We start from the raw sequence: 25,630 nt of genomic DNA on the forward strand, positions 1-25,630 counted from the left end.
GCGGGATCGTTCGGTGAGCAAGGTCGACGTCAGTCGAACGATCGGATCGGTATTCCGTGCCGAGCGCTCGATGCTGCTCGCGTCGTTGGTGCAGCGCTACCGTGACCTCGACCTCGCGGAGGAGGTGACGTCGGATGCCATCGAGGCGGCTCTGAAGCATTGGCCGATCGATGGCATACCGGCCAAGCCAGGGGCCTGGTTGCTCACCACAGCCCGGCGCAAGGCAGTCGACCGCCTCCGACGCGATGAGACACTGGCTGCGAAAATGGCCGTACTACAGATCGACTCGGACCGCGACAACCCGTCCGGCTCGAATGCGCTCGACGATCGTGTGCCCGACGATCGCCTCCAGCTGTTCTTCACGTGCTCCCACCCGGCTCTTGCTGCCCAGGACCGACTCGCCCTGACGCTGAGGTGTCTCGCGGGTCTGTCCACAGCAGAGGTGGCGCGCGCACTGCTCATCCCTCCTGCCACGGCGGCACAGCGAATAGTGCGGGCCAAGAACAAGATTCGCACGGCTCGCATTCCGTTTCGCGTTCCAGGACCGGACGAGCTCGCGGAAAGAGTGCCGATGGTGCTCGAGGTCGTCTACTCCATCTTCACCGAGGGGTACTCGGCGACATCCGGCGATGGAGTCGGACGCGTCGATCTCTCAGACGAAGCGATCGGTATGGGCAGAGTTCTGCACGCGGCTCTGCCGGGCACGTCCGAGGTGACGGGCTTGCTGGCGCTGATGTTGCTGACCGACGCCAGACGCCGCGCCCGGATCGACGAACACGGCGAGATCGTGCTGTTGGCCGATCAGGACCGGCGCGTATGGAATGCCGCGTTCATGGCCGAGGGATCGGAACTCGTGAGCGAGGCCCTGACCCGCGGGCCGGCCGGCCCGTACTCCGTTCAGGCCGCCATCGCGGCATTACACGACGAGGCTGCTGACGCCGCGGGCACGGACTGGCCTCAGATCGTGGCCCTGTACGACGTGTTGATGGCACTCACACCATCACCGGTCGTCGCGCTCAACCGGGCCGTCGGCGTCGCAATGACCGAAGGGCCCGAGGCCGGGCTCGAGTTGTTGGACGCCATCGCCGCTGAGCCGGTCCTGCGCCGGTACCACCCGTTCGCGATGGCGAAGGCCGATCTGCTGCACCGACTGGGCCGGATGGACGAGGCCGCCGTGCACTACCGGAAAGCACTGGATCTCGCGCGAACGGCACCCGAGAAGCGTTTGCTGGGAAGACGACTGGCCGAGGTTGCCGACGCACGGGATCAGGCGGACAGCACAGCATCCACCTGATCGGCCGTCAGCGGTCGGTCTGCGTACACCAATCGGATGGCCTCGGGATCGGGGTTGCCGATATCGGGTCCACGGGATACCAGCTTCAGGCCGGCGCGCTCTGCCACGCGAGCGGATGAGAGGTTGTGTTCGAGAAGATATGCCACGACCGGCATTTCGGGCCGAGTTCGGTACGCGCACTCGACTGCGGTTCGACACATTTCTGCGGCGTACCCCTTGCCCTGCGCGTCGGGATGGAGACGGTAGCCGAGATTCCAGAAGGCATTCTGTCGGATGGAACACCCGCCGTAGCCGCTGATCATGTCGCTGCCGTGCTCACGAACGATCCACGTACTCAATCCATCTCGGCGCCATTGCGCAGTCCAGTTCTGCACCATACGTTCGGTCGTACCGATATCGGTGTGCCGCAAGCTCGGAAAGTGTGTCCACGACTGCGGATCGCTGCAGATCTCGTACAACGCGTCGAGATCCGCATCTGCAGGCTCGTCGAGAACCAGTCGTGGGGTCTGCATTCGCACACCGGTGATCCTAGAGGGCTCGGGTCTGGTAGACCGGTGGTAGACGATCGAGCGAAGGGTGACAGTCATGGCCGAGTGGATCAAGAAGGTCGAAGAGAACGCCAAGGGCCTCATCGCAGAGGCAGAACAGGAACTGACGGCTCTCGAGGGCGCGGACACCGTCGACCTCACCGCAGACGAGCCGGAGGATGCTGCGACCACCGACGACAATGACATCGTCACCAGTGACGATGCACGGGAGCAGGTCTCGGACTGAAGCAAGCGCCGGCGTTCTCTGCGCCCAGTCGGCGCAACCGGTCGTCGACGGCGATCGAGATCGACACCCAGTCCTTCACGGTCACGGTTCTGTAGATCTACTCGAACACGTACCAGCAGATGCTGTTTCTCCTGTGCTGGTCCTCCAACACCAGAGCCCGCACGCTGTCCGGCAGCTGTTCCCTCTGCCACTCATTTTCCGCATACGCCGCGGCGGCTGCGCTCGACGACGGTGCCGCAGCTCGAACTGCCTTGATGGCGTATGCCGCTGCTCCGAGGTCGTGTTCGGCCACGTGCGCCACGCATGCGGCCTGGCCTGCGGCGTAGGCGGCGAATCGAGCCGCTCCGCGAAGGGGACGCGCTGCGCCCATCGCGTGTCCGCCGAGGGCGCGGGTCTCCATCATCGGCAGCTCACCGCGTACCCACGCGCCGATCCCGTCGATGGCTTCCCGCGGTCTGGCGTCCGACGGAACCGAGCTCTCGAACAGGGGCAGCACGTGTTCGGCACAGGCAGCAGCCCAGAGCGCCAGGGCCCGATGATCGTCGTCGGACAGCAGTCCCCCGCGCCGGGCCGTGACGAGCCGGGGATCTCGAACAGCGGGCAGGATCATCCTCGGTCGCCCTCTTCGCACTGGCATCGGGCAGTCCAATGTGATTGCACGATGGCTATCAGAGCACAAAAAAGCCCGAGACCGTATGGCCTCGGGCTTTTCGAGTGGTAGCGGGGACAGGATTTGAACCTGCGACCTCTGGGTTATGAGCCCAGCGAGCTACCGAGCTGCTCCACCCCGCGTTGCGTCTACGAAGTTACCCCTGCGTGTACGACGAATGCAAATCACGTGACCACGGGGTGCTCGGTCCAGCCGATCAGGCTCGACGCACGGCCGAGCCGACCCGAACAGCACGTTCGCAGCCCCTCGAAATAGTGCTCCGGGTCTCTTTTCTTGCGTGTTTCGGGTCACATAACGGTCGGGTCACGAAGGTGAAACATTCCCGCCACAATGCGGCTCGAGCTGCACGAACAGGGGGCCCAATCCCACTATGTGGACGGGTGGCATCCCATATCCGCTCAGTGACGGTAAGTGAATCCTCGACTACCTTCACGGACGGCCCTAAACCGCTGGGCTTGCACCACCCCGCCGCTTCTTTCGCTCTGCCCCGCGGGTGTGGTCCCCAATACGTACGGGGGCAGAGCCGCGACGATACGAAGTGCCTGGTCGTCATCGCCATCATCACCGGCGTAACGATTCGCAGGCCAGTCGCGCCAGTCGAGCGCGGAGAGGATTCACCCCGCATGACCACTCAGAACAACTTCGGTAAGCGCGCACTCGGATTGGCCGCCATCGCCGGCGCAGCCGTCGCCATTCCGCTCGGCGTTTCTGCCGGAACCGCCAACGCAGCCACCCACAACTGGGACGGCGTCGCACAGTGCGAGAGCGGTGGCAATTGGAGCATCAACACCGGAAACGGCTACTACGGCGGCCTGCAGTTCTCGCAGAGCACCTGGACGGCCAACGGCGGAACCGGATCCCCGGCCAACGCCTCCAAGGCCGAGCAGATCCGCGTCGCGGAGAACACCCTGCAGAGCCAGGGACCGGGCGCATGGCCCGTCTGCGGTCAGCAGCTGACCACCGGTACATCGGCAGCCGAGCCCGAAGCGGCACCGGCACCGGCTCCCCAGGCAGCTCCGGCTCCGGCACCTGCCCCCGCGCCTGCCGTCGCACCCGAGGCCGCAGCAGCCGCACAGGCCGCTCAGGGCGCATTCGATGCAGCATCCAAGCTCGCCGACCAGTACGGCCTGAGCACCCAGTTCCAGCACTTCGTTGCTGCGAACGCTCCTGTGCTCGCGCCCATCGGACGCTGATTCACCGGCAGTTCGCTAGAACTGCCTCGTTCCGCTCGCCGCGATGCCCAGCGCATCCGGTGTAGCGAACAACGACAGAGCCGCCTCACCGATTCGGTGAGGCGGCTCTGTCGTTTCTGTCAGCCCGGTGAAACCGTGCCGATCAGCTACCGGCCCGGTTGTACGCGTCGACAGCCGTCTGCAGGTTCTCCAGCGCGGTGCCGAGCTGCGCCAGGTTGCCGCTCTGCTGTGCAGTGCGCACGGCGGAGAGTGCGTCGTTCAACCCGGTGACAGCGGCGTCCCTGGTGGTCGACCCACCGGTGGACGGAGCCGGATTCGCCGGCGTCGAACCGCCCTCGGACGGGGTCGTCTCGGGTACGGCACCCGGCTGGGTACTGCCGTCGGTCTCCCCCGGCGCCGTGACGGTCCGTCCGGCACCGGCCCCGAATACCTGCTCGATGGCCTCGGGCAGCGTGGCGGCGTAACCGACACGACCCTCGTACGAGACCAACACCCGGATCAACTGCGGGTACGCCGACGCCTCGTTGGTGCGCGAGGCGTAGACCGGCTCCACATAGATCAGACCGCCGTTGCCCACGGGCAGGGTCAGAAGATTGCCGAACTCGACAGTGTTCTCCCGGCGCACGATGCCGAGGCTTTCGGAGACGTCCGTCGTGGTCGTCATCTGGTTCTGTACCTGATTCGGGCCCTGAGTGGACGTATCGGTCGGCAGCCTCAGCACGGTGATCTTGCCGTAGTTCTCCGGATCCGAATCCGCGCTGACATACGCGCCCAGCACTTCTCGGCGATACCCCACCAGCGCACTGGTCAGCTGGAACGAGGCCTGGTTCTCCTCGTTGGAGATATCGGACGCGACGACGTAGTACGGAGGCTGCTTGGCGGCAGTGTTCTCCGCGGTCGGGTCGGTCGGAACCTCCCAGAACGCGTTGTTGGTGAAGAACTCTCGCGGATCGTTGACGTGGTATTTCGTCAGCAGTTCACGCTGAACCTTGAACAGGTCCTCCGGGTACCGGAAGTGATCCCGCAATTCCGGAGACACCTCGCTCTTGGGGATGACCGTTCCGGGGAACACGCCTTCCCATGCCTTGAGCACCGGGTCGTTCTCGTCCTGCTCGTACAGCTTGACAGTGCCGTCGTAGGCGTCGACGGTGGCCTTGACCGAGTTCCGGATGTACGAGACTTCCCGGCTCGGCAGTGCGCGCGTCGTCGTCGACTCGATGCTGTCGGCAGTGGCATCCTCGAGCGACATCCGCTGGGCATACGGGAAGTTGTCCAGCGTTGTGTAGCCGTCGATGATCCAGACGAGCTTGCCGTCGACGATCGCCGGGTACGTCGAACCGTCGGTGGTGAGCCAGGGCGCGACCTTCTGCACGCGGTCTCGGGGATCACGGTTGAACAGAATCTTCGATTCGTCACCGATCACGCTCGAGAACAGGATGTTGCGCTCGGCGTACTTGCTCGCGAACACGAGTCGGTTGAAGAAATTGCCGACGTCGACACCCGCTGCACCGGTGTAGGAGTAGCTCTTGCTGTCCGTGTCGTACTCACGGGGTTCGCCGGCCGAGCCGACGATGGAGTAGTCGGCGTCGGAATTCGCGATGACCGGGCCGAAGTAAATGCGCGGCTGATCGAGGTCACCTGGGCCGTCCTTACGCACGGTTCCCTCGGCGTTGTTCTCGATCCAGTTCACCTGGTAGTTGGGATAACCACCACGCCCGCCGCTGGACTCGTCGGCGACAGCCTCGTCGACGGAGTTGGCAGGAGCAGCAACGAAGCCGTTTCCGTGCGTGAACACGGTGTGGCGGTTGATCCAGTCACGCTGGTTCGCGTCGAGAGTCTGCGGTGAGATCTCACGCGCGGCGACGACGTAGTCGCGGAGGTTGCCGTCCGCGTCCGGGTAGCGGTCGACGGCCAGTGTGTCGGGGAATCCGTAGAAGTTACGGATCTGACGCTGCTGAGTGAACGTCGGCGCGAGGATGTTCGGATCGAGCAACCGGATGTTCGACATCGTGGCCGACTCCGATGCCACTTCGCTCGGGCTCAACGACGCTTCACCCGAATAGTCGCGGTACGAGACCACGTCATCGGTCAAGCCGTACGCAGACCTCGTTGCCGCGATGTTGCGCTCGATGTACGTGCTCTCCTTGTCGGCCGCGTTCGGACGAACCGAGAACTGCTCCATCACCAACGGCCAGACGGCACCGATCAGAATCGACGACAACACCAACAGCGCTGTGGCCAAGGCGGGGATTCTGAGGTCACGAAGGAAGATGGCCGCAAAGAAGGCAATCGCGCAGATGACTGCGATGGCCAACAGAATCAGCTTGGCCGGCAGCACCGCGTTGATGTCGGTGAAGCTGGCACCGGTGAACGTCGGCTCCTTACGACTGCTCGACAACAGCGTGTATCGGTCGAACCAGTAGGCGATGGCCTTGAGCAGGACGAAGGTGCCGGCCAGCACAGCGAGCTGAATCCGCGCCGCACGGGTGAGCGCTCCTTCTCGGCCGGCGAGACGAATGCCGCCGAAGACGTACTGCGTCACCAGATTTGCGAAGAATGCAACCAGGATGGCAACGAACAGCCAGTTCAGGATGAAGCGGTAGAACGGCAGATCGAACGAGTAGAACCCGACGTCCAGGCCGAACTGCGGGTCGGTCTGGCCGAAGTCGCCGCCATGCAGGAACAGCTGCACGGTGACCCAGTTCGTCTGCGCGATCATGCCGGACAGGAAACCGAACACGACCGGGATTCCGATGCCGAACAACCGCAATCGGCTCATCACCGTGGTGCGATATCGAGCGATCGGATCGTTGGGTCCGGCCACTGGAACGAACACCGGGCGATTGCGGTACGCGACGACCAGCGCGCCGAAGACGATGAGCCCGACGACGACCGAGACGACGAGGAAGATCACCAACCGGGTCAACAGAGTGGTGGTGTAGACGCCGCGGAAGTCGACTTCTCCGAACCACAACCAGTTCGTGTAGATATCGATCAACCGCGGACCGATGAGCAGCAAAGCTGCTACTACCAAGGCCAATACGAGCAAGATCCGGCTTCGCCGCGACAACGACGGCATACCGGTGGGGGGCCTCATGCCCACGTGCCACACTCCAACTTCGGGCGACGCCGATGGCGCCGCAGATGACTGTCACGGCGCACCTCGCGTGCGCCGCATGTCCGTTTCGCCCTACTGTACGTACGTTGATCCTACGGCTGTGACGCCCGTACTGCGGCCCCGCCGGATCGCAGGTCAGGAGCATCGACATTCGTGGAACCATTCGGATGCGAGGATAGTGCGGTGAGCAACGACAGTGACGGACTGCCCGGCCAGGAACATTTCGGAGACGACTTCGACCCCGAGTCGGGCGGACCCGGCGTCGCCGAGGCATTGGCTCGGTGCGCGCGTGAGGTGGCGGACTTCGTCGACGCGGGCGGGTGGGGCCAGTCGCCCCAGATGTTCGCGCTGGTGCCCACCGCTGCCCTCGCCGCGGCAGAACCCGGCCTGCTCGACGATCTGGCCGACGGTGCTGCACTCACACCGATCCAGCAGCATTCGTTGCCCGAGGACATCACCGGCGGCTCCCCCGCCCTCGACGAATTCCTCGCCACGTCGACGTGGCCCGAGGGCGTCGTGGGATGCGCACTCGTCCAGGAGATCGTCGTACTCCCCCCGGCGGCGGAGTCGGCACTCGACGATGCGCTGATGCCGCTTCTCGCAGATCCCGACGCGGCCGACAACGCGGCGCGATCGGCCGCCGAGAACCATCCCGAGAAGCGTGACGCGCGGCTGATCGTGGCAGTGCTCAAGGACGGACCGTCGTTGACGTTGTTGCAACTGCATCCGGACGAAGACGCCGATCCGTTCGCTCCCATCGACCTTCGCATCGCCGAGGACCTGGCACCCAACGTCGTCCACGGTCTGTACGCGACGTTCGATGTGGTCGACGACGACTGAATACGACCGAGCGGGTCAGCTACACGTCGGAGCGTCTTCGCCCGACCCGATCGCTCGGAGCGAGTCGATCGCGTTGTCCAGCGATTCGACTCGCACCAAGCGCAGACCGTCTGGCACATTCTGTTGCGCCTCACCACAATTGGCGTCGGGCACCAGGAACGTGGTGGCCCCTGCCTCACGAGCTGCTATCAGCTTGTACGGAATACCGCCGATGGGGCCGACCGTTCCCGCTGCGTCGATCGTGCCGGTTCCCGCCACGAATTCGCCGTTGCTCAGCTCGCCGGGACTCAGTTTGTCCACCACCGCGAGGCTGAACATCAAGCCGGCGGACGGACCACCGACGTCGGCGAGATTGAACTTCACGTCGAACGGAACGTCCGGCTGCTCCTCGGGCGTCACACCGAGATATCCCTTGGAGGGATCGTCCGGCCTGGCCCCGAGCACAACGGAACCCGTACGAGGGGCACCATCACGCACGTAGTCGATGTCGAGCGAATCGCCGGGTGCCTTGGCGCTGACGGCCTCGCGAACCGCGCCTGCCGTCGAGACGGGGGTGCCGCCCACCGCAACCAGAGTGTCTCCGATGTTCAGCACGCCTGCGGCGGGGCCGTCCTGGGCCACGCTCGTCACCGACAGCGACACCGGGAGGTCGAGGTGATGCAGAGCGGCGAGTTCGGCACTGGATTCCGATTGCTCGAAATCGGCCTGATTACCTTCCTGCACTTCCTCTTTCGACTTGTCCGGTGGGTACACCTCCTCACGAGGTACCAGTCCCTGACGCCCACTGGCCCAGAACCCGAGGGCCTCGAAAAGATTGAGCTGATCCCGCACGGCCACCGTCGTCATGTTCAGATGGCCTGCGGTGGGGTCGACGTCGGTGCCGTCGATCTGGACTACGGGCACGCCGTCGACGTCGCCGAGAGTGTTGTACGTCGGCCCGGGGCCGAGTGCCGCGAACGGAACGGTGACGACCGAGCCGGTGACGCCCAGCACCACGACCGGTACCAGCGCTGCGACGAGTGTGGCGATCCTTCGGTTCACTCGGTAGACACTAGATCCGAACGTGCGGCGGCGTGGATACCGCCCCTGCCGGAGCCCGACGCACGATGCGACGAAGCCGTTCTGTTCGCCGTCAGCGTGACGATCTTTCGCGCTCCGAGTGCTCATGGCTTGTACCGTTGAGCCATGAGCAATTTTGGTTTCGGTGCTTCCGACGACGACCCGGACAAGAAGAAGGATCCGGACGGGTCGGGTAACCCCGCCGGTTTCGGGTTCGGGGCGGAGGGCTTCGACCCTGCACAACTGGGCCAGATGCTCACCCAGTTCGGCCAGATGCTCAGCGGCATGGGTGCCGCGGGGTCGGGCGGATCGTCGGCCGGACCGGTCAATTACGACCTCGCCAAGCAATTGGCCCGACAGCAGATGGGCGATTTCAGCCCGGTGTCGGCCGGGGAGCGTGAGGCCATCACCGAGGCCGCGCACCTCGCCGAGCTCTGGCTGGACGGTGCCACCACATTGCCTGCCGGTGCCACCAAGACTGCAGCGTGGACGCCGGTCGACTGGCTGGACAACACCATCGACACCTGGAAGCGGCTGTGCGATCCGGTCGCCGAGCAGATTTCGGGCATGTGGACCTCGGGGTTGCCGCCGGAGGCTCAGCAGATGGCCGGACCGATGATGGGCATGCTGACCCAGATGGGCGGAATGGCGTTCGGCTCGCAACTCGGTCAGGCACTGGGCCAACTGTCGAAGGAAGTTCTCACCTCCACCGACATCGGTCTCCCGCTCGGCCCGTCGGGCACCGCCGCGTTGCTACCGTCGGCGATCGCGTCGTTCAGCGAAGGTCTCGAACAGCCCGAGCGCGAGGTGCTGGTGTTCCTGGCCGCCCGCGAGGCTGCACACCAGCGGCTGTACAGCCATGTCCCGTGGCTGCGCCAGCGGGTTCTCGCCACTGTCGAGGAATATGCTCGCGGCATCCGCATGGATTTCTCGGCAATCGAGGAAGCCGCTGCAGGGCTCGACCCGTCGGCGCTGACGGATCCGTCGAAGATCGAAGCGCTGCTGCAGCAGGGTTCGTTCGAGCCGCAGACCACACCCGAGCAGAAGCACGCTCTCGAACGTCTCGAAACGTTGCTGGCGCTGGTGGAGGGCTGGGTGGAGACCGTGGTCACGGCCGCACTCGGCGACCGTCTCCCCGGCGCGGTTGCCCTCGCCGAGACCATTCGCCGTCGCCGCGCCTCCGGCGGCCCGGCAGAGCAGACGTTCGCGACGTTGGTCGGTCTCGAGTTGCGTCCCCGCAAGGTGCGCGAGGCCGCGGATCTGTGGCGCCAACTACTGGCCGCCGCGGACGTGGAGGGCCGCGACGGGGTGTGGGCACACCCGGATCTCCTGCCCGACGCATCCGACCTGGACAATCCGGCGGCGTTCATCGACCGAGTCGTGGGCGGCGGCACCTCCAGCTTCGACGACCCCATCGCGCAACTCGAGGCGATGGAGGCAAAAGAGGCCGCCGAACGAGCGGAACACGGCACGGACGACGCCTCGGAGGACGGCGACGACCATCCGGACAAAGGCTCTTCCACACCCTGAACCCGGACGGCGCACACCAATGCCGTCGGCCCCGTCGAACGCCTGCTCGAAGCCCATTTTCCCCTGTGGATAACGTGCTTCGAGCGGGCGTTTGCCGTCGGACCGAGTGTCACAGTGTGGTTCATGATCACATCGACCGTTCGACTCGATCCCGCGGTGGCCATCCTGCCGCGACGGGACGGAACCGTTCAACTGGGGTGGAGCCCCGAGACCAGCGTCGTCGTTACTCCCCCTCCCGGTGCGGAACCGGGCTCGATACTCGAGATCCTGCGGCTTCTCGCGGCAGGACGTTCCCGGCCTCACATCGTCTGTCACGCAATGACGTTGGGTTTGTCCGCGAACCGAGTGTCGTCGATGCTCGCCGAATTGGACGATTCCGGCCTGCTCGTGCACGGCACGAGTGGCCCGGCGTCGAGCAACGCGGACGCTTCGTCGAGTGAACTGCGCGACATTCGTTCCGTGCATCTCGTGGGCCGTGGGCCGCTCTCGGATGCGCTGACCGCCGGGTTGCGGCGCACCGGTGTCGCGGTGACCAGAACGAGCCTGACCCCGACACGCTATCCGCACCTCGCCGTGAACTCGTGGCAGTACGACGTGGTCGTGCTCACCGACGACCTCGTCGCCGAGCCCCGCCTGGTGACCGATCTGGTGCGGAAAAGGATCCCGCACCTGCAGGTGCGACTGCGGGACGGGAAAGGAATCGTCGGCCCGTTCGTGGTGCCCGGACAGACGAGTTGCCTGCGCTGCGCCGATCTCACCCGCTGTGATCTCGATCCGGAGTGGCCGCACCTGTCCGCACATCTGCTCGGCACGGTGGGCCAGGCGAGTACCGCCACGGTGTTGGCCACGGCGGCGTTCGCGTTCGCGCAACTCGAGACCCTCATCGATCGCACGGACGGAACGATGCCCGAAACCACCGACTGCACGATGGAGCTGAGTTTCGCGGCAACCGGTACGTCCGTGCACAAACGGCAGTGGACGCGACATCCGCATTGCGATTGCTGGTACTGACGACACGGTCACTCGACCACCCGCCCAACTCGGCAGTCGAGGCCACGGTTTCACCGGTCCGAGCATTTGTCGGAAGGTTCAGCCATGATGGAGCTGTGTCAGACATACCGCGCCGTGGATCCACTCGTACCGCGAAACTAGCCAGCATTCCCCTGGGAATGGCCGGACGTGCCGCGATGGGCTTCGGAAAGAAGCTCGCCGGCGGAAACCGCGACGAGATCGACGCGGACATGGCCGCCAAAGCAGCCGAGCAACTCTTCTCCGTCCTCGGAGAGCTCAAAGGCGGGGCCATGAAGCTCGGTCAGATGCTGTCGGTGATGGAAGCCGCCGTTCCCGAGGAGTATTCGGAGCCCTACCGTGAGGCACTGACGAAGCTGCAGGCTCAGGGCCCGCCTATGCCGGCCAAGACGGTGCATCGCGTACTCGATCAACAACTGGGTACGGCGTGGCGATCACGGTTCGAGAGTTTCGACGACACCGCCATTGCCTCGGCCAGCATCGGCCAGGTCCACCGAGCCACATGGGCGGACGGGCGGGACGTCGCGGTCAAGATCCAGTACCCGGGTGCGGACGACGCCCTGCGGTCGGACCTCAAGACTCTGTCTCGTTTCGCGAATCTGTTCAGCACGGTGCTCGCCGGTACGGACGTCAAGCCCGTGCTCGAAGAGCTGACGGCTCGCACCGAGGACGAGCTCGACTACCGTATCGAGGCAGCCAATCAGCGCGCCTTCAGCAAGGAATTTGCGGGCGATCCTCGGTTCGCGGTACCCAAGATCGTTGCCAGCGCCCCGAAAGTGGTTGTGAGCGAATGGATGACGGGTAGGCCCCTGGCCGATGTGATCGCGCACGGAACTGCGGACGAGCGTAATCGAGCCGGCGAACTACTCGCGCGGTTCGCGTTCGAGTCTCCCGCGCGTGCGAAGTTGTTGCACGCGGACCCACATCCGGGAAACTTCATGATGCTCGACGACGGCCGAATGGGCGTCATCGATTTCGGGGCATGTGCTCCGATGCCCGACGGCCTGCCTCCGGTCCTCGGCCGGATGGTCGCACTCGCTCGTGACGACAAGTTCGACGAGCTGGTCGAACTGTGCACCGAGAGTGGCTTCGTGGTGCCGGGTCGCACGGTGACGGAGAAGGAAATTGCCGATTACCTTCGCCCGTTCACAGACCCGATTCACACCGAGTCGTTTCATTTCACTCGGGCGTGGCTGCAGAAAGCGGCAGGCACCGCAGCCGATTTCAACAGCGCACAGTTCCGCACCGTTCGCTCGCTGAACATGCCGCCGGAGTACGTGATGATCTTCCGGGTACTGGGCGGCCTGGTGGGAATCTGCGCGCAGCTCGACGCCTATGCGCCGTACATGGCAATTCTGACGGAATGGTTGCCCGGCTTCACCGAGTGAATCACTCGGTGAAGCCGGACTTCCAGATCGAGCGTCATGCCGCGTTCTTACGTGGTCGTCCGCGAGGACGCTTGCGTGCGATGACAACACCCTGTTCCAGGATCTCGCCACCCCATACGCCCCATGGCTCGGCGCGATCCAATGCGGCGCTGAGACAGGTTCGGCGGATGGGGCATTCGGCGCACAGCGCCTTGGCCTGCTCCAATTCGGCAGGGGTGTCGGCGAACCACATGTCGGGGTTCGCCGCTCGGCAAGGCACCGACAGCTCGAGCTCCGCCGATTCGGCGAAACTTGTTGCTGCGTAGGCGGTTTCGGACTCTGGTCGGCATGTCGTCCGGATCGTGGCGGTTGACACGTCGGTCTCCTCTACTTTTCGTGCGGCGTCGTTATCGGTTCGAGGGGTAATGCGAACCATGTCGGCCTCACGCTCGGGTAGAGGATCTACCTGAACGACAAAGGCCACGGTCCGCGAGTGCGGGTCCGTGGCCTGGTGGGCAAATCGAAGCGTCTACCTACAGTGAAGTCGGTATCTGCTGTCGAACACGGACGCGCGTGGTGCGCGGTGACGTCGATGGGTGTACACAGCGGGTGCTGCCAACGCCAGGACGCCGGGGGCGGAATTCGACCCGAGGGCTTCCGATGCGGACTGGTGCATCGGGCCGAAAGCGGTGGGACGAATCCACGTCTGCGCAACCGAGCCGGCGGCTACGGCCGCAGCAGCGGGCGTACCGACCAGCGCATCGCCGAAGGGCGTTGCACCGCAGACAGGGCTGAGCACGACGGTTGCTCTTGCACCGGCGATGTCGAATGTGTCGATCATGTTCTTCAGCTCCTGTTCTGGTCTCGTGGGCGGACTGGGCAGTGTGCGGTCTCCCGCGACACGAGAAACAGACTAAGCCCCCCGCCGAGATCTGCACAAGTTATTTTTGACCAGCAGTTTTACGGCAACTGTTCGACGGACGGTTACCGGTCGGAGGACCGCACCACCGTGAGCACGTCCTCGCCGAAGCGCTCGAGCTTCTTGGCCCCGATTCCCGGTATCGCAACAAGCCCACGCTCGTCCTGCGGTTGCTGTTCGGCGATAGCAGTCAACGTGTTGTCACTGAACACGACGTATGCGGGCACCTTGAGTTCACGAGACTTGTCCAAGCGCCACGACTTCAACGCGTCGAGCAGGGCGATGTCCACGTTGGACGGGCAGCTATCGCATCGTCCGAGCATCGTGGCCGACGTGCCGATCAACGGCTTACCGCAGATTCTGCACTTGGGCCCCGACCTCTTGGCCGCGGGTGCCGCGATGCGCGACGCGGGCGAATCCTCGGGCACCAATCCGACGAGGAATCGGGAGCGGCGACGCGACTTGCGCCCACCCTCGTTACGGGCCAGGGCCCACGACAGGTGCAGGTGGACCCGCGCCCGGGTGACACCCACGTAGAGAAGGCGACGCTCTTCCTCGACGGCGGCCTCGTTGTTCGCACTGGGATCGTTGCCGATCGCGTGAGATATCGGCAGCGTTCCGTCGGCAAGCCCGACGATGAACACTGCATCCCACTCGAGCCCCTTCGCCGCATGCAGCGAGGCCAGCGTCACGCCCTGCACCGTCGGTGGATGTCGCGCCTCGGCGCGAGCCGCGAGTTCACCGAGAAGTGAGTCGAGGGTCAGTTCGGGGTCGTGCAGCAACAATTCCTCGGTGAGTTGCACGAGACCTCCCAGGGAGGCCCACTTCTCCCGCGCCTGCGCACCGGTCGGCTCGGTAGCGGTCAACCCCAGTGGAGCCAGCACGGCCCGAACCAGACCGGTCAGGCCGTCCCCGGAACGAGAACCGTCGGGTAGATCGTCTCGGCCAGCAGCCTGGCGCAGTGCATTGACTCCCTGCCGCACTTCGGGTCGAGTGAAGAAACCCTCGCCGCCGCGAACCTGATAGGGAATCTTCAGCTCGGTCAGGGCCTGCTCGTGCGCCTCGGACTGCGCATTGATGCGGTACAGAATTGCGATCTCGGCAGGCTCGACGCCTTTCGAGATCAACCTCTTCACCGCGCGTGCCACTCCGTCCGCTTCGGCGGGCTCGTCGTCGTATTCGAAGAACTCCGGCTCCGGACCGGAATCACGCTGACCGATCAGCTGCAGCCGAGTGCCCGCAATGCGACCCCGCGCGGCACCGATCACGCGATTGGCCAACGACACGACCTCCGGTGTCGATCGGTAGTCACGTTCGAGACGGACAACGGTGGCCTCGGGATACTTGCGAGAGAAGTCGAGCAGGTAGCGAGGGGACGCTCCGGTGAACGAGTAGATCGTCTGATTCGCATCCCCGACGACGGTGAGGTCGTCACGATCGCCCACCCAGGCGTCGAGAACCCGCTGTTGGAGCGGCGTCACGTCCTGATACTCGTCGACGACGAAGCAGCGATACCGTTCGCGGAATTCGTCGGCCACCGAAGAGTGCTCTTCGAGCGCCGCGGCGGTGTGCAGCAGCAGATCGTCGAAGTCGAGCAACATGCCGTCGCCGCCGCGAGATTTGAGTTCTTCGTATCCCGCGTACACCGCAGCGACCTTGGCTGCGTCCATGGGCACGTCGCGTCGGTTGCTCGCCGCTATGCGCGGGTAGTCCTCGGGGGCGATCAACGAGCCTTTCGCCCACTCGATCTCGCCCGCGAGGTCGCGGATGGCGTCGGTGGAGGTGGAGACGCCGGCCCGGTTCGCCGCCTGCGAGACCACGGTGAACTTACGGTCGAGCAACTGCCACCCGGTGTCGCCGACGACCTGTGGCCAGAAATATTTGAGCTGGCGCATCGCGGCAGCGTGGAAGGTACGAGCCTGCACCGGAGGTCCCTCTCCCCCGACGCCGAGTTCTCGAAGACGGCCGCGCATCTCACCGGCCGCCCGCGCGGTGAAGGTGACCGCCAATACCTGGCCGGAGGACACGTGCCCCGCGGACACGAGATGCGCGATGCGTCGAGTGATCGTGCGGGTCTTACCCGTTCCCGCCCCGGCGAGCACACAGACCGGACCGCGAGGGGCCAGCACTGCCGCGGATTGCTCCGGATCGAGACCGGCAGTCATCGCGTCGTCAGCCATGGGTCCATTGTGTCAGTGCCTACCGACAGCGATGTCCGGGCCCGACGCCGCCGAGACTCGCCGAGGCGGCCGTCACGGAACAATCACCTGCGCCCTGCTGTTGACTGTCTCCGTGACCACTACCGAGAACACCCCACAAACCCCGGCCGCGCTGACCGTCTACTCCACCACCTGGTGCGGGTACTGCCGCCGGCTCAAGACTCAGCTCGACGAGGCGGGAATCGCCTACTCCGAGATCGACATCGAGCAGAACCCCGAGTCCGCCGAGTTCGTCGGCAGCGTCAACAACGGAAACCACATCGTGCCCACCGTGCAGTTCGCGGACGGATCGACGGCAACCAATCCCAGCCTCGCCGAGGTCAAGCGCGCTCTCTCGCTCTGATCGGGCGTCAGGTCGTCGCTGCCCACGCCTCCAGCATCCCGCGAGCGATCGAGATGGATCCGGGAAGCAGCAATCGAGACGTCGACTCCGATCCCCAGTCGCCCAGTTCGAGGGCGGCGACGACCTCGGTCCGCTCGAACCAGTGCGCCTCGGCGATCTCGCCGTCCTGGAACGCGAGCGGCTGATCCGGGTCGGCGACGGCCGAGAAGCCGATCATCACCGAACGCGGAAACGGCCACGGCTGACTGCCGAGATATTCGATGCCGGATACGTCCAGCCCCACTTCTTCCTTGATCTCCCGCGCGACACAGGTCTCCAGCGATTCGCCGGCCTCGACGAATCCGGCCAACACCGAGAACCGACGTTCGGGCCACATCGGTGCGCGCGCCAACAGCACTCGATTCGCGCCGTCGTGAACCAGGCAGATCACCGCAGGATCGGTGCGCGGAAACTCTTCGTGACCCGAGGACGTGCTGGTCCGCGACCAGCCTGCAGCCGACGGAACGGACGGAGCGCCGTCGAGCGAGCTGAACCGCGCACTGGCGTGCCAATTGAGGATGGCCAGAGCCCCGGTGACCATCGACAGCGACACACTGTCGAGGCGCTCGCCGTCGGTTCGCAGGTCTCCCAGCGTGCCCTGAAGTAGTTCGACGCGTCGGGTCCACAGGTGCCGGTCGCCATGAATTCCGAGGAAGACCGCGTCCTCGGTCGGTTCCGTGGCCACGTCTGCGGCGTCGACGAAGACCAGACCACCGTCGTCCACTGCGAATCTGCCGCGACCGTCCACGTCGAGTATGCGAGCCGTGGACCAACCGGCGGCCAGTGCCGCTGTGTCGCGGCGCAATTCCTCGGCCCGGTCGAGCGGTGATCGAGACAGTCGAGGTGGATGGACGAGCTGAAAATTCGGCACGCTCACGACCCTACTGGGCCTGCTCAGTCGGCCACGCGACGGATGTACAGCAGTCGGTCGGTTGCCTCGATCGCGTCGACCTCGGGTGATCCCACACGGAACAGCTTGCCGCCCCGAACCACTCCCAACACGATGTCGGCCAGGTGACGCGGTGAACCGCCCACCTCGTCCCGCTCCACCTCTCGCTCTGCGACGGCGAAGCCTGCCTCCGGGGTGAGAAGATCCTCGATCATCTCCACGACGGACGGTGTGGACGTGGCAATTCCGAGCAGCCGACCCGCCGTCTCGGACGAGACGACCACCGAGTCCGCGCCGGATTGGCGCACCAGGTGCGTGTTCTCGGCCTCTCGGATCGCGGCGACGATCTTGGCCTTCGGAGCGATTTCCCTGGCCGTCAGCGTCACCAGGACCGCCGTGTCGTCGCGATTGGTCGCCACGATGATGGCCGCGGCATGTTGAGCGCCCGTGAGCCGAAGCACATCGGACTTGGTAGCCGAGCCGTGGACGGTGACCAGACCCATCGCCGAGGCCGCGTCGAGCACGGTCTGGTCGGTGTCGACCACGACGATGTCCGAGGCCGACACTCCGTCGCCGAGCATCGCGTCGACTGCGGTTCGGCCCTTGGTACCGAAACCGATGACCACGGTGTGATTGCGCACGCTGCGTCTCCATCGCTGAATTTTGAATGCCTGTCGAGACCGCTCGGTGAGAACCGACAGCGTGGTGCCGACCAACAGAATGAGGAACAGGACTCGTAAGGGGGTGATGACCAGAATGTTGACCAGCCGCGCAGACGGACTCATCGGCGCGATGTCACCGTATCCGGTGGTCGACAACGACACCGTCGCGTAATAGAACGCGTCGAGGAACGACAGCTCGCCGTTCTGATTGTCGCTGTAGCCGTCGCGATCGAGGTAGACGACGAACGCCGCGAGAAAGAGAATTCCCAACGCCATCAGAACCCGCTTGTAGATCGCGCTCCACGGGCTGGATTCGATTTCCGGAACCCGCAGCACACCTACCAGCGCGAAATCGGGCTTGTCGGTCAACGCGCCGCTGTCCCCCAGGCGCGTGCGCAACCTACCTCCCACGTCGCCCACCGAGGTGCTCACCGAAGTCGAGATCATTCACGGCACGCAGCGTAACCCCATGCCGCGCTTCTGCGTCGACAACCGACCGCTTCGAGCGGACCGGATGGGCGGATGCAGCACCGTGTGGCACGGTGTGTGCATGACACAGAGACCGAGTCAGGCCGCAGCGCTGCGTCTCGCGGGATTGCTCGCCGGCGCCGGAGTACTCCATTTCGTCACTCCCCAATTCTTCGATGCGCAGGTACCGACCGCCCTGCCAGGTTCGGCGCGGACGTACACCCAGGTATCGGGAGTAGCCGAGCTCGCTGTCGCTGCCACGTTGGCCGCACCCCGCACCCGTCGAGTGGGCGGTGCGTTGGCAGCGGGCCTGTTCGTCACGGTATTCCCCGCCAACATCAACCTCGCATGGAAGTACGTACGCAGCTCCAAGACGTCACCGGCCTTGAAGGCCGCCATGATCGCTCGTCTCCCCCTGCAGATCCCACTGGTCACCGAGGCTCTGAAAGCTCGTCGACTGGCACCGTAGTGCCGACGTCGTCCACGACGGATCGACCTTCGAGCAACGCCGCCAAAGCTGTTGCGTCAGGCAGCTTGTCGGGCGAGATGGTACGACCGCTGCGGACGTAGTGGAACGCCGCACGGACGCGATCGAGCGGTACCGGCTCGGCACGACCGACGGACATCAACTCCGCCCACGCCAGCCGGTACGCCGCCAGCTGCATCGCCACCGCCTGCTGCTCGGACGCCGACGGTTCGGCTCCGGTCTTCCAGTCGACGACGGTCCAGCCGCCGTCCGGGTCGGCGAACACCGCGTCGATCCGACCGCGCAGCACTGTTCCAGCCACCGACGTCTCGAACGGCACCTCTACCTCCACCGGACTGCGCAGAGCCCAATCGGAGGCCTCGAACGCCCGCTGAAGAGTGTCCAGGTCCACATCGGCAGAAGCACCGGTATCGGCGGAGCCCGGCAGTTCGTCGAGATCGAGCAGTCGGGTCGCGCCGAACCGGCGCTCGATCCACGCGTGAAACGCTGTTCCCCGGCGCGCCAACGGATTCGGGGGAAACGGAAGTGGCCGGCGCAGTCGCGAGGCGAGCGCATCCGGATCTGCCGCCAAGTCGACCAGCTGCGTCACCGACAGGTTCTCGGGTAGTGCGACATCGACCCCGGCAACGGCCCGCGCCGAGCGCTCGGCCAGCAAGGTCCGGACGTCGAAGCCCCACTCCTCCGGGTCGTCCTCGTCCTCGTCTTCGTCCGAATCATGGTGGGAGCCGGCCCTGTCGGCCAGGGCCCGCAGAACGTCGGCCGCACCACTCTCGATCGCGCCTCGCCGCGGCCCGAGCGGATCTCGCGGCCAGGATGCCGTATGCGGCTCGGCCCCCAACGGGTTGACGGCTCCGGCTTCGGGGGCCGGTGCCCACTGCTCGACCACCGCGACGGCGTCCTCGGCCGTCGAGGTGTACCGGTGGAGCTCGTCGAGAAACTCGGACGGGCCACGAGGCTTCGTGGACGTCTCGTCCCACTGATGCGCCGAGACCAGCAGCACCCGTTCGGTTCTGGTGAGTGCAACGTAGAACAGTCGACGATCCTCCGCGAGCCGACGCCGAGCGAGTGCATCCTTGTGCCGCTTGACGGCGTCCTCGAGGTCCTTTCGGTTGTAGAGGTCCTCGAGCTCGAGTACCGGTACCCCCTCGGAACCTTCACCGTCGAGAGCGCGGTCGCCGCGCAGGGACGGCGGCAGTTCGGCCATCGCCCCGAGCCAGGTCGACGAGGCGTTCGAGGACGGGAACACTCCGGTCGCCACGTGCGGTACGGCCACGACCTCCCATTCGAGGCCCTTCGCCGAATGCACCGTCAGCACCTGTACTCGATGCGGGGCGACCTCGACCTCGCCCGGAGCCAACCCGTCCTCGACAGTCTCTGCCGCCGCGAGGAACGACAGGAATCCGGTGACCGTGGCCGTTGGATTGTCGGCGTAATCGGCCACCACATGGGCGAATTCGTCGAGATGCTCGCGCCCGACTGCACCATCGACACCGAACGGTGTCCGCGCCTGCGCTTCGACGCCGATGCCCATGATGCGTTCGATGTCGGCGACCAGTTCCGTCAGCGGCTGCCCGATTCGGTCGCGCAACAGATGTAGTTCTCCGGCGAGCGCAGTGATGCGTCGGTGCCCGGCCTCCGAATATCGTTCGGCCGAACCTGGATCGGCGATGGCGTCGGCCAGACCGGCCTGCTCCGACTGTTCCCCCGGCAGGGCACTTCCGAGCGCGGCGTCGAGCGCCTGTGGGTCGTCGACACGGCCCGCGGTGCCGTAGCCGCCCCGAATCTCGAGCTCCTTGGCGCGCTGAGCGAGCGCCCGCAGATCGGCGGCCCCGATCTGCCATCGGGAGCCCGTGAGGATGCGCATGGCCGAGCTGCCCGCAGTCGGATCGGCCACCAGACGCAGCATCGCGGTGATGTCGGCGACCTCCGGCACATGCAGCAATCCGCCGAGCCCGACCACCTCGACGGGTAGGCCACGGCTACGCAGCACCTCGGCGATCGGCTCGGCATCGGCGTTGCGCCGCACGAGTACCGCGGCACTGGGCGGAGGCCGGTCCAGTTCGAGGGCGTCGCGGTAGTGCTCGGCTATTCGGTCGGCGATCCATTCCCGTTCGTCGAGGACGGTGTCGGTGACGGCCAGCCGTACATCGCCGGGCACCGCGCCCGGCCGGGCCCGCAGGGTCGGCACCGGTACACCGACGCGGCGCAGGGGGTCGGTGATCAGATTGGCGAGAGCGAGTGCCTCGGGCGGGTTGCGCCAGCTGGTGAGGAGTTCGAGCCGCGGTGCCGGACTGCCGTCCGCCTGCGGGAAATCGGTGGCGAACCGCGGCAGGTTCGCCGCCGACGCCCCTCGCCACCCGTAGATCGACTGCATCGGATCGCCCACGGCTGTCAGCGCCAGGGTGGCATCGCTACCGGATCCGAACAGTGAGGACAGCAGCACCCGCTGGGCATGACCGGTGTCCTGGTATTCGTCGAGCAGAACGAGCCGAAAGCGTTGCCGCTCTGCGATTCCCACTTCGCGATGTTCGGCCGCGACCCGCGCCGCCATCGACATCTGCGAACCGAAATCCAGTGCCCCTTCGTGCCGAAGCGTCTGCGCGAGTCGTTCCACCAACGGCAGCAACGTGATTCGTTGATGTTGGGCATCGAGGATGTTGAGCAGCTCCTTGGTCGGCCCACCACGTTGACGCGGACCGGGGCCGAGTGTGTGCACCAATTTCTCGAGTTCCACGTGCGCCTCGCGCAGCTGGTCGGGGTCCACCAGATGCTCGGCCAGCTGACCGGAGAGGGCGAGTACCGCCTCGGTCACCGACGTGGGATTTCGGTCGGTGTCGAGATCGCCGTCCCACGTGCTGACCACACGATGCGCGAGCTGCCACAGTTCGGTCTCCGACAGCAGCGTCGCGGAGGGCTCGATGGGCAGCAACAGGCCGTGCTCGGTGAGCAGTCGCCCGGCATACGAGTGGTAGGTGCTCACCTCCGGCTCGGCGGCGAGAATCCGTTCGCGCAGTGCCAGACTCGGATCCAGCGCGCGCACCAGATCCGACCCGGCGAGCCGCGCCAGCCGAGCGCGGATTCGGGACGTCAGTTGCTGCGCAGCCTTGCGGGTGAAGGTCAGTCCGAGTACCTGATCCGGATCGACGAACCCGTTGGCCACCATCCACACCACTCGCGCGGCCATCGTCTCGGTCTTCCCAGCCCCTGCGCCTGCCACGACGAGCGTCGGACCGGGTGGGGCGGCGATCACCGCCGCCTGCTCGTCGGTGGGTGGGTGCTTCTGCCCGAGGGCGCGGGACAGTTCGACGGGTGAGACCCGCACGGTTGCGCTGCGCGTCGCCGAGGCGGTCACTGCTCGGTCACCTGCCGTCCTGTCTCGTGGGCCGGGCAACTGGATTTGACGGGGCAATGTCTGCACCCGTCGTTGACTCTGGCTTCGAAGACGGGACCCTGCGTCGCCGAGGCCGCCCGGTGGACGGTGTCTCGCCATTCCTCGAGTTTCTCCGGTGTCGGCACCTCCTGGATCCGCTGCGTTGCGCCGTCCTTGTTGTGCGGTTTGGCCACGAACACCAACCGGGCACCCCCGGGTTCGCCCGCGGGCTCTCCCTCGATTGCGCCCGCGGCAGCGGCGACCTGATACGTAGCCAATTGATGGTGATTGCGCGCGTCTTCCTTGGACATCACCGTTTTGGCCGTCTTGACGTCGATGACGACCGGGCGGCCGTCCGGATCGTGTTCGAGCCGATCGATCCGGCCGCGCAGGGCGACCGCAGGCTCGTCCTCGGATCGGGCGGCCAGAATGCCGTCGACCTGTACCTCGACGCCCGCCTCGGTGAGCTCGCCTCGGGTGCCCTGCAGCCAATTCTCGAACGTGTCGAGCATCGCCCCGGTTCGATCGAGCTCGTGACGCGAGAACCACTGTGATCCGAGATCGACTGCATCCCACGCCGTCTCGAGTGCCCGCCTGAGCTGGTCCGGTGGAATCCGGCCTGCCACCGCCTGCACCAGAGTGTGCACGAGGGTTCCGGTGACGGCGTGAGTGTTGGTGCCGTCGTTTCCTCCGTGACGTTCGAGCATCCAGCGCAGCGGGCACGTGGTGAGCTGTTCCACCGTCGATGGCGAGAGCGGGACCGGCCCATCGCCGAGGTGCCACAGGGGCTCGCTGGTGCTGAGGCCCGCAATTCCGAACCACTCGTCGGGATGTGCGCCTCGGACGCCGGCCTCGGCGAGTGTGGCCAGGTGCCGCGCGGCGCGCGCTCGCTTGTCCGGATCGTGTTCGGCGACAACGGGATCACAGACGACCCCGCGAAGCTCGGCGACCAACATCGGTAATGCCAACACCCGGTGCGGGGTCGGCGGCTCGGAACCTTCGGGCAGCGGGACGGGATCTGCGTCGCCGTCGACTCCCCGGAGTTCGTCGACGAATCGGGAGCGGACCAGATCGGTATCGCCCGTGCTCGAGTCCACGGCGGTGACGAGCAGAGTGGAGCGCGCGCGACTGCACGCCACGAGGAAGAGCTTGCGTTCCTCGGCGAGTAGCGGTGCAGCTTTCGACAGTCGTCCGTCGAGGGCCGCAGCCGCGTCGACCTTGCCGGACACCAGATCGACGAGCGTGTCGGTTCCGAGGAGGCTGCCGCGCGCTCGCAGACCCGGCCACAGCCCCTCCTGAACCCCGGCGACCGCCACCAGTTCCCATTCGCGACCGGCTGCCGAGTGCGCGCTGAGCAGCGTCACCGCATCGGCCGGCGCAGTCGAACGATTCGAGCTCGAGGTAGGAATCTGTTGCTGCGCAATGTAATCGAGGAATCCGCCCAGCTGCGCGCGCGGCAGCCTGTCGACGTAGGCCGCCGCGGCGTCGAAGAGTGCGACCACCGCGTCGAGGTCTCGATCGGCCTGAGCACCCGCGGACCCACCCCACGCGGACGCGGCGGCCCAACGCCGCTCGAGTCCGGACGCCTGCCACGCAGCCCACAGCACGTCCTCGACTCCGCGGCCCTCCCGAGCCACCGCTCGCGCCTTACGAACGACGCTCAGTGCTCGTCGCAGCGGTGCCGCTTCCACGTCCGACAGACCAGTGATCCACCCGAACTTCTCTCGCGTCTCGCCGGTGAGAACGACTCTGAGCAGTTCGGCCGAATCGCGCTCGCCGCCCGAGGCCAGTTCGAGTCTGCGGACACCTCGGCGCAGCCGCCGCAGACCTACCGGATCGGCACCCCCGATCGGGCCGGACAGCAGAGCCAGCGCATCTTCTCCGTCGAACGACGGGTCGGAGATCGCCCGCAGCACCAGCAGCAAGCCCACCGCTCCGTGCTGGCGATGCAACGGCAACTCCGAAGCCGGGGTGATCATGGGGACACCGGCCGCGTGCAGAGCGCGACGCAGCGGCGCGACGGTACGCGGGACCGACCGCACGACGATCGCCATCTCGGACCAGGGCATTCCGTCGATCAGGTGCGCGCGTCGCATGGCGTCGGAGATGATCGCGGCTTCCTTGGCAGGCGAAGACACGACGTGTACCCGGGCCTCCGGCTCGCCGAACCGAGCCGTGGCCACCGGCTCGGGACTGCGGTGCCGACCGAGCCCGGGCAGTCGCCCCGCCACGATGTCGGTCAGTTCCGCCACTGCAGGCACCGATCGAAAGTTCCGCGTCAGGACCACCCGTCGAGGCGAGTCCGCATCGAGCAGATCGGCCACGAACGTGGGATCCGCTCCACGGAACGTGAAGACGGATTGATCGGGGTCCCCGGCGATCACGGTCGATTCGGTATCGGTGCCGATCAACCGAATCAACTGCGCAGCTTGCGGATCGAGGTGCTGTGCATCGTCGACGACGAGGTGCCGGATGCGGGCGCGCTCACTGCGCAGCAGATCCGGGTCGGTGGCGAACGCCATCAGTGCGCTGCCGATGAGCTCGGCCGCGTCGAGGCCCGGTGCCGTGGCCCCTGCGGCTTCGACGCCGACTGCGCCGCGCAGCAACATGGCTTGTTCGTATCGAGCCGCGAATTTGCCGACGGCGATCCATTCGGGTCGGCCGTGCGTGCGGCCCAGCTTGACCAGATCCTCGGGTCCGATTCCGCGTTCTGCGGATCGGAGCATCATGTCTCGCACCGCGGTGACGAATCCTGCGGTACCGAGAGCCGGGCGCAATCGATCCGGCCAGTCGGTTGCGCCGTCCTCGATGTCGCCCCGCAGCATCTCGCGGACCACCGCGTCCTGCTCGGCACCGGTCAGCAGTCGAGGAGGCGGATTGCCGTAGAGGGAGGCCTGCAACCTGAGTACCGCGAACGCATAGGAGTGCACCGTACGTACCAGCGGTTCGCGCGTGGCGCGCAGCGCGTGATCGCCGCTGAACAGACCGGCGGTGATCTGCTCGCGGAGCGTGATGGACGCGCGCTTCGACTGAGTGAGCACCAGGACCGATTCCGGATCGCCGGACACGATTCGGGAGACTGCGTAGTCGGCCACGAGCGCTGTCTTTCCCGAGCCGGGCCCGCCGAGCACCTGCCAGGGGTTCCATCGAGGAGCGCCCTGAGCCGCCTCCGCCGCCGAATCGGGAGTCCACGCCAGCAACCGGGCAGCGGAATCGGTCCACCGGCGGGGCGGCTGCGCCACCCTGGGTGCACGGACGAGGGTGACCGTCGCGCCGTGTCTGCCGTCCGTGCTCATGCGGGACATGCAATCACGAACCACCGACACACCCAATTGCGCCATGACAAGAATGCGTTCTAAA

At 65.9% G+C, this 25,630-nt stretch carries 20 protein-coding genes and 1 tRNA gene; 9 read left to right on the forward strand and 12 right to left on the reverse strand.

All coding sequences use genetic code 11. The annotated features are described in order from the left end of the window. Positions 1-13: 13 nt before the first annotated feature. Entirely contained in the window at positions 14-1,294 is a 1,281-nt protein-coding gene (locus tag CH268_RS07660) for an RNA polymerase sigma factor (protein WP_255182314.1), read from the forward strand. On the opposite strand, the gene CH268_RS07665 is transcribed toward CH268_RS07660, so the two are convergent. Further along, positions 1,267-1,806 (reverse strand): GNAT family N-acetyltransferase, encoded by a 540-nt coding sequence (locus CH268_RS07665; protein WP_094663228.1) that lies wholly within the window; start codon positions 1,804-1,806, stop codon positions 1,267-1,269. The two genes, CH268_RS07660 and CH268_RS07665, sit on opposite strands and share 28 nt — an antisense overlap. A 73-nt stretch (positions 1,807-1,879) precedes the next feature. Between CH268_RS07665 and CH268_RS07670 the strand changes: the two genes are divergently transcribed. Beyond that, positions 1,880-2,068, forward strand: a complete 189-nt coding sequence (locus CH268_RS07670) for a hypothetical protein (RefSeq protein WP_094663138.1) — start codon at positions 1,880-1,882, stop codon at positions 2,066-2,068. A 97-nt stretch (positions 2,069-2,165) separates the two neighbouring features. Here CH268_RS07670 and CH268_RS07675 read toward each other — a convergent pair whose 3' ends face one another. Both CH268_RS07675 and CH268_RS07680 read right to left on the reverse strand, forming a co-directional pair. Continuing rightward, positions 2,166-2,678 (reverse strand): putative immunity protein, encoded by a 513-nt coding sequence (locus CH268_RS07675; RefSeq protein WP_027496562.1) that lies wholly within the window; start codon positions 2,676-2,678, stop codon positions 2,166-2,168. 105 nt (positions 2,679-2,783) lie between these two features. Next, positions 2,784-2,860, reverse strand: a tRNA-Met gene (locus CH268_RS07680). 501 nt (positions 2,861-3,361) lie between these two features. On the opposite strand from CH268_RS07680, the gene CH268_RS07685 reads away from it, so the two are divergent. Continuing rightward, positions 3,362-3,931, forward strand: coding sequence for a transglycosylase family protein (locus tag CH268_RS07685; protein ID WP_094663140.1), 570 nt, complete (start codon positions 3,362-3,364; stop codon positions 3,929-3,931). A gap of 142 nt (positions 3,932-4,073) precedes the next feature. Here the strand turns inward: CH268_RS07685 and CH268_RS07690 are convergent, their stop codons facing one another. Further along, positions 4,074-7,034 carry a UPF0182 family protein gene (locus CH268_RS07690; protein ID WP_176457866.1) on the reverse strand — a complete coding sequence of 987 codons (2,961 nt, stop codon included), beginning with the start codon at positions 7,032-7,034 and terminating at the stop codon, positions 4,074-4,076. A 288-nt stretch (positions 7,035-7,322) separates the two neighbouring features. On the opposite strand from CH268_RS07690, the gene CH268_RS07695 reads away from it, so the two are divergent. Beyond that, a complete protein-coding gene (locus CH268_RS07695; RefSeq protein WP_094663230.1) occupies positions 7,323-7,889 on the forward strand; it encodes a PPA1309 family protein in 567 nt (188 codons plus the stop codon). A gap of 15 nt (positions 7,890-7,904) precedes the next feature. Here the strand turns inward: CH268_RS07695 and CH268_RS07700 are convergent, their stop codons facing one another. Then, positions 7,905-8,930, reverse strand: a complete 1,026-nt coding sequence (locus CH268_RS07700; RefSeq protein WP_032366559.1) for a YlbL family protein — start codon at positions 8,928-8,930, stop codon at positions 7,905-7,907. Between the two features lie 144 nt (positions 8,931-9,074). Between CH268_RS07700 and CH268_RS07705 the strand changes: the two genes are divergently transcribed. From CH268_RS07705 to CH268_RS07715, 3 genes are all read left to right on the forward strand, one after another. After that, positions 9,075-10,478 carry a zinc-dependent metalloprotease gene (locus CH268_RS07705; RefSeq protein ID WP_032366328.1) on the forward strand — a complete coding sequence of 468 codons (1,404 nt, stop codon included), beginning with the start codon at positions 9,075-9,077 and terminating at the stop codon, positions 10,476-10,478. 123 nt (positions 10,479-10,601) lie between these two features. Further along, positions 10,602-11,489 carry a hypothetical protein gene (locus CH268_RS07710; RefSeq protein WP_094663232.1) on the forward strand — a complete coding sequence of 296 codons (888 nt, stop codon included), beginning with the start codon at positions 10,602-10,604 and terminating at the stop codon, positions 11,487-11,489. A gap of 95 nt (positions 11,490-11,584) precedes the next feature. Next, positions 11,585-12,895, forward strand: coding sequence for an ABC1 kinase family protein (locus CH268_RS07715; protein WP_032366327.1), 1,311 nt, complete (start codon positions 11,585-11,587; stop codon positions 12,893-12,895). Between the two features lie 34 nt (positions 12,896-12,929). Here the strand turns inward: CH268_RS07715 and CH268_RS07720 are convergent, their stop codons facing one another. The 3 genes from CH268_RS07720 to CH268_RS07730 all read right to left on the reverse strand — a co-directional run bounded on the left by CH268_RS07720 (position 12,930) and on the right by CH268_RS07730 (position 15,973). Beyond that, positions 12,930-13,250, reverse strand: a complete 321-nt coding sequence (locus CH268_RS07720; RefSeq protein WP_032401423.1) for a WhiB family transcriptional regulator — start codon at positions 13,248-13,250, stop codon at positions 12,930-12,932. A 153-nt stretch (positions 13,251-13,403) separates the two neighbouring features. Then, positions 13,404-13,715, reverse strand: a complete 312-nt coding sequence (locus CH268_RS07725) for a hypothetical protein (protein WP_032366326.1) — start codon at positions 13,713-13,715, stop codon at positions 13,404-13,406. 143 nt (positions 13,716-13,858) lie between these two features. After that, on the reverse strand, positions 13,859-15,973 hold the full coding sequence (locus CH268_RS07730) for an ATP-dependent DNA helicase UvrD2 (protein ID WP_032372680.1): 2,115 nt from the start codon (positions 15,971-15,973) through the stop codon (positions 13,859-13,861). A 112-nt stretch (positions 15,974-16,085) separates the two neighbouring features. On the opposite strand from CH268_RS07730, the gene CH268_RS07735 reads away from it, so the two are divergent. Beyond that, positions 16,086-16,355 carry a mycoredoxin gene (locus tag CH268_RS07735; protein ID WP_032366324.1) on the forward strand — a complete coding sequence of 90 codons (270 nt, stop codon included), beginning with the start codon at positions 16,086-16,088 and terminating at the stop codon, positions 16,353-16,355. 7 nt (positions 16,356-16,362) lie between these two features. On the opposite strand, the gene nudC is transcribed toward CH268_RS07735, so the two are convergent. Continuing rightward, on the reverse strand, positions 16,363-17,265 hold the full coding sequence (gene nudC, locus CH268_RS07740) for an NAD(+) diphosphatase (protein WP_032370929.1): 903 nt from the start codon (positions 17,263-17,265) through the stop codon (positions 16,363-16,365). A gap of 23 nt (positions 17,266-17,288) precedes the next feature. Next, positions 17,289-18,356: a potassium channel family protein gene (locus tag CH268_RS07745; RefSeq protein ID WP_027496550.1), complete on the reverse strand. Its 1,068-nt coding sequence runs from the start codon at positions 18,354-18,356 to the stop codon at positions 17,289-17,291. A gap of 139 nt (positions 18,357-18,495) precedes the next feature. Between CH268_RS07745 and CH268_RS07750 the strand changes: the two genes are divergently transcribed. Continuing rightward, on the forward strand, positions 18,496-18,882 hold the full coding sequence (locus CH268_RS07750) for a DoxX family protein (protein WP_027496549.1): 387 nt from the start codon (positions 18,496-18,498) through the stop codon (positions 18,880-18,882). Here CH268_RS07750 and CH268_RS07755 read toward each other — a convergent pair. Beyond that, on the reverse strand, positions 18,845-22,252 hold the full coding sequence (locus CH268_RS07755) for an ATP-dependent helicase (protein ID WP_094663142.1): 3,408 nt from the start codon (positions 22,250-22,252) through the stop codon (positions 18,845-18,847). The genes CH268_RS07750 and CH268_RS07755 overlap by 38 nt on opposite strands. After that, complete coding sequence (locus CH268_RS07760) at positions 22,249-25,575, reverse strand: ATP-dependent helicase (protein ID WP_032390060.1); 3,327 nt, start codon at positions 25,573-25,575, stop codon at positions 22,249-22,251. Before CH268_RS07760 ends, CH268_RS07755 begins: the two co-directional genes overlap by 4 nt. Positions 25,576-25,630 lie beyond the last annotated feature (55 nt).

It is taken from the genome of Rhodococcus sp. 06-1460-1B, assembly GCF_002258475.1.
Taxonomy (GTDB): Bacteria; Actinomycetota; Actinomycetes; order Mycobacteriales; family Mycobacteriaceae; genus Rhodococcoides; species Rhodococcoides fascians.